Origin of the sequence: Chromatocurvus halotolerans (assembly GCF_004340525.1) — a bacterium.
GTDB lineage: Bacteria > Pseudomonadota > Gammaproteobacteria > Pseudomonadales > Halieaceae > Chromatocurvus > Chromatocurvus halotolerans.
In genome coordinates, this window is sequence record NZ_SLWX01000006.1 from 210,703 (window position 1) to 218,724 (window position 8,022).

Here is an 8,022-nt window from a genome sequence, read left to right on the forward strand (position 1 = left end):
CGCCGCGCTCAATAGCCGCGGACCCGACGCAGCAGCAAAGTTGCGATACCTGCCATTGCCAGTTCCGGGAGCAGCGCCGCAATGGGCGGCGCAAGATTGATCAGAATCGAGAGGTGACTCACCAGCTGTTCCGCCAGATAGAACCCGATACCGAGCCCTCCACCGATCACCGCCGAGCGCGCCAGGGCGCCGCTGCGCTGCGTACCCAGAATAAAGGGCACGCTCACGATGGCCATGATCACCATGGCGAGGAGCTGACTGACCTGCTGCCAGAAGATGATCCGATGGCGGTGGCTGTCAAGCCGGTTCGCGTCCAGCAGTTCAATGTATCGGTGCAGCGCGACGGGCGAAAGTGCCTCAACAGGGACCGCAACGCTGCTGGCCTGCCGATCCGAGAGTGGGCTGCGCCAGGCCAGCGTTTCATCAAAGGTCTCCCGCGCCGGACCCTCCCGTGTATCGTAGCGGCGGACAGCCTGCAGCCGCCACTCCCCATCCAGGCGCATGCGCCCGCTGGCCGCGCGCATGAAATGCTCAATCTGGCCGCGCGCATTGAGCCGGTAGACTTCGACATCATGCAACTGATCACCGCCCTTGAGGCCACCGATACGGACAATCTGATCACCGGAACGCATCCAGTAGCCACCGGCGTCCTCGCTGGATATGAAACCGGTCGACTCGCTTTTTGCGCGCAGCACCTGCGCATTCTGCTCAAGACCGGGGATCACCTGGAACCGCAGGCCCACAACCATTGCCACGGCCATGAGCGCCACCGCAAGGACGGGGACTGCAAGTTGAAGGACCGAAACGCCGGCCGCGCGCAAGGCGACAATTTCACCGTGTCGCGCCAGACCACCAAGGCCCCAGAGCGAACCTAGCAGCAGCGTGACGGGCAACAGTTCGAGCAAGCGGCCCGGCGTTGTGAACAGCATTACCATAAGAGCATCACGAGTCTGGTATAAGCCCTCACCGACGCTTTCCAGCTCCTCGGACAGTGCCAGAAACGAAAACAGGGTCACGAGAATCAGAAGTACCGGAACACAGCCGAGCAGATAGTGCCACGCCAGATAACGTGTGACCCGATTCATGCCGCCACCCGCCGGTAGCGACCAATGCCAATCGCGAAAATCAACAGGGCAACATGGACCCAGACAATGCTGCGCCATTGCCCCTGCTCTACCCAGGTGCGTCCGACACCGAGAAAGTTGTAGTACACGGCATAGACAGCTATCGCTACCAGCAGGCGTGCGTAGCGACCCTCGCGGGGGCCCGACCGTGTCAGGGGGACAGCAGTTGCCAGCAACAGAAAAACCGAAAGCGGCGCCGACAGCCGTCTCTGCAGTTCCGCGCGGTCATGGTTGTCACTGCTTTCAAGCAGGGTGAACGTGTCCCGGACCTTGGCCTTGTCAGCGAACGGCTCCGGTCGCGCCGCCTCGATTCTCAGCGTCAGGTCATCAATGCGACCGAGCACGCCCGGATCATCGCCGGACTCCATAAAAACACGGGCCTGCTGCAGGCGAAGCTCGTGTGCGTCCCGGGTCACGTAGGCCCGGAACTGGCCTGTCGGCGCTGACAGGATCTCGAAGTCCTCACCGCTTCGCTTGCGGATGAACACTCCGGTCAGGGCGCCATTGGCATCAATGTCCTCGATAAACACGGTGCGGTTATTGGCATAGGCGTTGAAAGCGGCCGAGGTAATGCGCTGGATGTCGGCGGACGCCGCGGCCTGGGACCTGATGACGTGATCCGCTCCCCACGCCCAGGGCCGCAGCCACAGCGAGAAGAGTCCGACGAGCAGGGCGAACAGCAGCGCAAGCCCCAGGGTCGAGCGCAGCAGGCGGAACTCACTGATGCCACTCGCACACAGCGCGTCAATTTCCAGATCCTCCCGCAGCCGTCCCCAGGAAAGAATCAGGCCCAGGTAAAAGGCAATTGGCAGCAAAACGTCCTGTGCGATCAACCAACGCAATGCCGTCAGCTGAAACACCTCGGAGATCTGCAGCACACCGGCACTGGCATCCGTGAGAAAACGCGCCAGGGAAAAAGTGGCAAAAATTGCCGACAGCACAAGTGCGACCCCGACCACCGGGGGCAGCAGACGTTGCAGCAGATACCGGTCGATAATCACCGAGTCAGGGTGGTGGGGTCATCCGGCTTCGCAGACGCTCCCTGCGCGGGCAGGTGGTTCCGCAGCACCCTCATGAGTGAATGGGTGAGGGCCCCCTCTATTGCAACGCCACCGCTGATGTCCGGCGGTCCCGGCCAACCGCTGTCCGGGAATCGATGACCGGCAAATACTTGTTCGGATGAATAACGGGGAAACACATGAAAATGCACCTCGGGATCGACCATCATCAGCATCAGATAGTTGATTTTTTCGTAACCGAACGCGCCGGTCAGGGCAGTTTCAAGACGCTGGCAGATATCCTGCAAATCGGTAAATGCTGCCGGGGGCAGAGAGGGCAGCGCGCGTTCCTGCGTCTTGCTGCAAAGGACCAGAGCTGACAGCGTGCATTGCACCGGTCGCAGGAGAACCGCCCAATGCGGGCTCTCGAGCAGACAGCCCTCTGGGTACCCGAACTTTGCAAGAGTGGCGTGCACGGCCAGCGCTAGGCTCCCCGCAACACGCCGTTGCCCAGGCTAGCCCGGCACGGCTGAGACCAGCCACGCACCACGCCATGGGCGTTCTCGATATCTTCGTGGGTATCGATTTCACACCAGCTGAGCCCCTCGATGCAGCAGGCCACTACAGCATGTTTCTGGGCGATGACATCGATCGCCGAGAGGTACCAGCGGTTCAGCCCGCCACCAAAGCGCATGCTGCGCTCCAGCTCGGCGCGAAAAATATCGGCTCCATGTGCCGTAAAACGCGTCATGCCTATCGATTCACCGTTAACATCCTCGGGATCGAGTTTCTTGCCAATCTGCCGCAGACGTCCACGCTCAAGAATGACCTTCATATCATCATCATCGTAATATCCTTTACGATCGACGGTGAGGGTTATCGGGCACGTGGCTTCCACGTCAAGCAGCGTCTGCAGTACGGCGGTTTCAAAAAGCGTGTCACCGTTGATGAGAATGAAAGAGTCATGCATTTCATGCCGCGCAATCCAGCATGTTCCCAGGTTATCACTCGCCGCAAAGAACGGATTGTGCAGGCTCCGCACGAGAAGCCGGTCACTGCTGAAACCGGCAATGATCGCTTCCACCTTATCTGTTGCATAACCGGTGACAACCACCACTTCCTCAATCTGTGGGCAGCGCGCGATGCTGTGCAGCTGCCACTCGAGCACCGGCGTACCTGCAACTGCCAGTGCACATTTCGGCTGATTTTCCGTTAGCGGCAGCAGGCGACTGCCCTGGCCGGCGCTCAGTATTATCACTTTCATGTAGATCCCCCCCGGGATATTGCGCGCATTATTGTCGTTGCGCTCCTCGCATCCCGGTAAAGATACCAGTTTTATTCGCACAGCGCGCACCCTGACGCTGCAGACGGGTGTGCAACGGCACCGGCGTCTTAATCACGCTGAGCATTCACCGAACGACAAGGCGAGAGCGTTCAGGCGCCTGGGGCGCAAAAACCCTTGCGAGCTTTTGATATGGTGTTATAGTTATGCATAACACTATATCGATGGCAGATACCGACGTGCAGCACATCCCGCAGAAACCCGGCGCACACCCAGGACTGATTTCGACCCTGGCCAGCCACCCCCTCGCCGCCAACCTTCTCATGCTGGTCTGCATTCTGGCGGGCATCTGGGGCCTGCGTCAGCTGAATGTCCAGCTGAATCCAACGCAGCCCACACGCAGCATCGAGGTTGAACTGACCTGGCCCGGCGCCGCGGCAGAAGACGTGGAGCAGCTCGTGACGCAGCCCGTGGAGCACCAACTGCGCTCGCTGCCAGGACTTGAAAGCCTGACATCGACCACACAGAGCGGCGCGGCATCCATTCGTCTGCGCTTCAGCGGAGCGGAAGACATCAGTGCGGCTGCCGATCGGGTCAAACAGCGGGTCGATCAGGCGCGCGACCTGCCGGCAGATCTGGAAACGCCGGTCATCCGTCAAGCCATCTATTACGAAACCGTCGCGGCCATATTGCTATCGAGTGATGGACCCCTTTCCGAGCTGGTGCCTGAAGCCCGCCGTATTCAACGTGACCTGCTGGCGCGCGGTCTCGATCAGGTGGAATTCAGGGGCGTACCGCGTGAGGAGATCGCAATACAGATCGACAGCCAGACACTGTTTGAGCTCGGTGTCCCCCTTCACGATATTGCGGCCAGCGTTCTGAGAAACAACCGTGACATTTCCGCCGGCACCGTCGGCTCAGGCGCATCGGCGCTCGCACTGCGGGCTCCCGAGCAGCGACGCAGTCCGCAGGAGCTGGCCAAGCTGCCGCTGCAGACGGGCAGCGGCGCACAGCTGCAGCGCCTAGACAGCATCGCGTTGATCGAGCGTCGTTATCAGGACAACCAGCGCCTGCTTTTCCATGACGGCGATGCGGCCATCATGATACGCGCGCGCCGCGCGCCAGATTCGGACGTGATGGCAGAAGCGCAGATTCTGCGCGAGTGGCACGCAGAGAACGTGGATTCCCTTGCAGCACGCGGCATTGACGCCGGAGTCTGGCTGGAAGCCTGGCGCTTTGCCCGTGACACGCTGATGCTGGTAGTGAATAACGGCATCACGGGCCTGTTCCTCGTGGTCGCCATTCTGTTTCTTTTCCTAAATACCCGCGTGGCCGCCTGGGTCACGCTGGGAATACCGGTATCGTTCCTGACGGCGCTTTGCGCATTCTGGTATCTGGGTGGCTCGATCAACTTCATCAGCCTGGTCGGCGCGGTGATGGCCATCGGCATTGTGGTCGATGACGCCATCGTGGTTGGCGAACATGCGCTGGCACGCTTTGAGGCAGGTGCCAGCCCGGCAGAGGCCGCTGCGAGTGGAGCACGGCGAATGTTCGCACCGGTTGTGGCGTCATCGCTGACCACGCTCGCCGCGTTCCTGCCGCTGGTTGTCCTCGACCAGGCTTCCATTCGCGAAATCCCGCTGTTGATTTTCTGCATTATCATTGCGTCGCTCTTTGAATGCTTTCTGATCCTGCCCGGTCACCTGAGACACAGCTTCGAGCGGATGCAGCATCGCGTTCCGGGGAAATTCCGGCGCGGCTTCGATCATTACTTCCAATGCATGGTATCGCGCCTGTTCCGACCCGGACTGCACTGGTGCCTGGACAATCGACGTACCGTCGTGGCCGTTGCGCTGGGCGCCTTCGTGGTGGCACTGTCGCTACTCTTCAGCGGGCGAGTAAAGCCCGAACTCGACCTCCAGCTGAATTTTGAATTTGCCGATGCCCACGTGCGGTTTGCGCCACACGCGACCGAGGCCGACAAAGAAAGCTATCTGCGAGCCCTCGAAACGGCACTGCAGAAAACCGACGACGCGTTCGGCGGCAATGTCGTGATTACCCAGGTACGCTCGCACAACTGGGCGCGCCTTGATCAGCAGGAGCGCCACGGCGCGCAATATGCGGCGGTCGAGGCCGAGCTGGTATCTCCTGAGGACCGACAGGTAACGCTGGCTGATTTTTCCGCAGCCTGGAAACAGCGCGTGGCGGCAAACAGCGCGGTCGAACAGGTCGCATTCTCTTCGGGCGAAGACAGCACGCCGGACCTTCAGCTATTCCTCCGTGGAGACGATACCCAGACACTCAAGGCCGCCGCCGAGCAGCTGGCCGCGGCGATTTCACAATATCCCGGCGTTACCCACACATTCGACGATCTTCCCTATGGCGATCAGCAGTGGCTCTTTTCACTGACCGCAGAAGGCCGCGCGGCAGGGCTTAGCAGCGAAGAGGTCGGAAGACAGGTCACCGCGGCTTTTCAGGGACATCGCGTGCAGCTGTTCATGGAGGGCGATGCGGAACTGGAAATCCGGGTATCTCTGCCCGAGAGTGAACGACGGCAACCTGCCCGCGTCGCAACACTTCCCATTGTCACGCCCGACGGCCACAGCGTGCCGCTAGCCAGCATAGCGACACTGGAATCACAGCGCGGAATCGATCGTATTCGGCATCGCGATGGGCAGCGTGTTGTGAATGTCTATGCCAACGTCGATCGTCGCGTGAACACGCCCATGACAATCATCGCCGACCTTGAGGCGCAGACCATTCCGGAAATAACCCACAGATACGGCGTGCAGTATGGCCTTGGCGATGGTTCCGCAGAAGAAGCCCGAGTGCTCGGCGACATGCTGATCGGAGCCGTGATAGGTCTGATTCTTATCTACCTCATTCTCGCCTGGATGTTTGCATCATGGTCCTGGCCGCTGGCCGTCATGGTGGCAATCCCACTGGGATTCACCGGCGCACTCTTTGGCCTGCAGATCATGGGGTTGAATCTGGGTGCCATGGCGATAATGGGGCTGTTTACCCTGACCGGCGTCATCATCAACGACTCGATCATCCTCATCAACTCCTACCGCGAGCTCAGAGAGGGCCCGATGACAGCACGCGAAGCGCTTGTTGAAGCCTGCGTCTCGCGCCTGCGCCCGGTATTGCTGACATCAATCACCACTACTTTGGGACTGGCACCCATGATGCTGGAGAGCTCGCCGATGGGAGAGGCGATGGCACCCATTGCCGTCGTGATCTGCTTTGGTCTCATGTATGGCACGGCTCTCATACTCATCGCGATTCCAGCAATCCTGTCGCTGATTGATCGGCCTGCCAGGCAGACTCAGTCGGCCCGGAACCCGACAACACCAACTCACGTGCCACTGCCCGGATACTACGGAGAATGATCATGACCCTGAAAACAACCCTGGCCAGCATCACGCCACGGATCCAGCGCAAGAACGTTCTGTTCGCCATCGCCGTGGGTATCGGCACCATGACCACGACGGTTCTCATGGCCACGGCGCCGGAACATGCACCACAGGAGGTGGACGAGAAAGTGTGGCCAGTCAGTACGACGCTGGTTGAAGTGGATAGCCTGAGTCCAGAGCTGCAGGTGTACGGGAGAGTCGAGAGCCCAAGGCATACCCGCCTGTCCAGTGCACTTGATGCACCGGTGGTGGCCGTGCACGTCAGCGAGGGAGACAGCGTGCAAAAAGGTGAACCCTTGGTGACGCTGGATGCCGCCGAGGCGCAGCTCGTTCACGCACAACGCGCGGCCGACCTGGCGGGAAACCTGGCAACACTCGAATCACTGGCAGCCGATTTCGACAGCGAACAGCGGGTTCTTGCGCAGATGCAGGAATTACAGGAACTCGCTGAAAGGCGGGTGAACCGGCTGAGAGAACTGTATGCGCGACAGTTGGTGTCCACCACAGAGGTAGATACGCTGAAGCAGGAGGTGTCGATAAGGCGCATTGAATTATCGCGACAGCAGGCACTGGTAGAGAGACAACCTCAGCGACTCGCTGCCGCCCGCGCGGCTGTAGACAGCGCCAGGGCAGCGCTGGATGAACAACAGCTGCGCCTGGAACGCAGCGTGCTGCGAGCGCCCTTCGATGGTCGCGTCACCCTGGTGAATGCCTCCGAGGGGGATCGTGTGACACCCGGGAAAGTGCTCGTCGCCCTCTATGACCTTGAAAAGCTGCGCGTTCGTGCTCGCCTGCCATCGGCGCTGGTGCCCAGGTTGAAGTCGCACGTCGCCAGCGGCACCCGCATTTCCGCAGCAATAGCCGGTAGACTGGACATGGCAGAGCTCGACCAGTTGTCCAGTGAAATCGAATCGGGAAGCAGCGGTATTGACGCGTTTTTCAGGCTCCCGACCGGCAGTTCTCTGGAAATCGGTCGCACCGTGGATCTGGTACTGCAATTGCCGCCGGTAGACAACGTTGTGGCGGTGCCGCAGCAGAGCCTCCACAGGAACCGCTATATTTACGTTGTTGAAAACCAGCGCTTACGGGCCGTTGCCGTCGCGACACAGTAACCGGTCATTCCGAGACGTTGTTGCCAGCGTGACTATTTTGCCTTTGGCGGCATCAGCGCGCGGACAGTGTCGACGATTTCCCGCAAGTCA

Annotated in this window: 6 protein-coding genes; 2 read left to right on the top strand and 4 right to left on the bottom strand. The window is 60.3% G+C overall.

Features of this window, described 5'->3' with window-relative positions; genetic code table 11:
- Positions 1-8: 8 nt before the first annotated feature.
- The 4 genes from lptG to EV688_RS09360 all read right to left on the bottom strand — a co-directional run bounded on the left by lptG (position 9) and on the right by EV688_RS09360 (position 3,386).
- Positions 9-1,085: an LPS export ABC transporter permease LptG gene (gene lptG / locus EV688_RS09345; protein ID WP_162883827.1), complete on the bottom strand. Its 1,077-nt coding sequence runs from the start codon at positions 1,083-1,085 to the stop codon at positions 9-11.
- Positions 1,082-2,125 (bottom strand): LPS export ABC transporter permease LptF, encoded by a 1,044-nt coding sequence (lptF, locus tag EV688_RS09350; protein ID WP_117315809.1) that lies wholly within the window; start codon positions 2,123-2,125, stop codon positions 1,082-1,084. Before lptF ends, lptG begins: the two co-directional genes overlap by 4 nt.
- The gene (locus tag EV688_RS09355) at positions 2,122-2,517 is read right to left on the bottom strand and encodes an HIT family protein (protein WP_131917612.1); all 396 of its coding nucleotides are present in this window, start codon (positions 2,515-2,517) and stop codon (positions 2,122-2,124) included. Before EV688_RS09355 ends, lptF begins: the two co-directional genes overlap by 4 nt.
- A gap of 89 nt (positions 2,518-2,606) precedes the next feature.
- The gene (locus EV688_RS09360; RefSeq protein WP_205686541.1) at positions 2,607-3,386 is read right to left on the bottom strand and encodes a phosphocholine cytidylyltransferase family protein; all 780 of its coding nucleotides are present in this window, start codon (positions 3,384-3,386) and stop codon (positions 2,607-2,609) included.
- Between the two features lie 224 nt (positions 3,387-3,610).
- On the opposite strand from EV688_RS09360, the gene EV688_RS09365 reads away from it, so the two are divergent.
- Entirely contained in the window at positions 3,611-6,796 is a 3,186-nt protein-coding gene (locus EV688_RS09365; RefSeq protein WP_117315805.1) for an efflux RND transporter permease subunit, read from the top strand.
- 2 nt (positions 6,797-6,798) lie between these two features.
- The gene (locus EV688_RS09370) at positions 6,799-7,932 is read left to right on the top strand and encodes an efflux RND transporter periplasmic adaptor subunit (protein WP_165876882.1); all 1,134 of its coding nucleotides are present in this window, start codon (positions 6,799-6,801) and stop codon (positions 7,930-7,932) included.
- Positions 7,933-8,022: the final 90 nt, after the last annotated feature.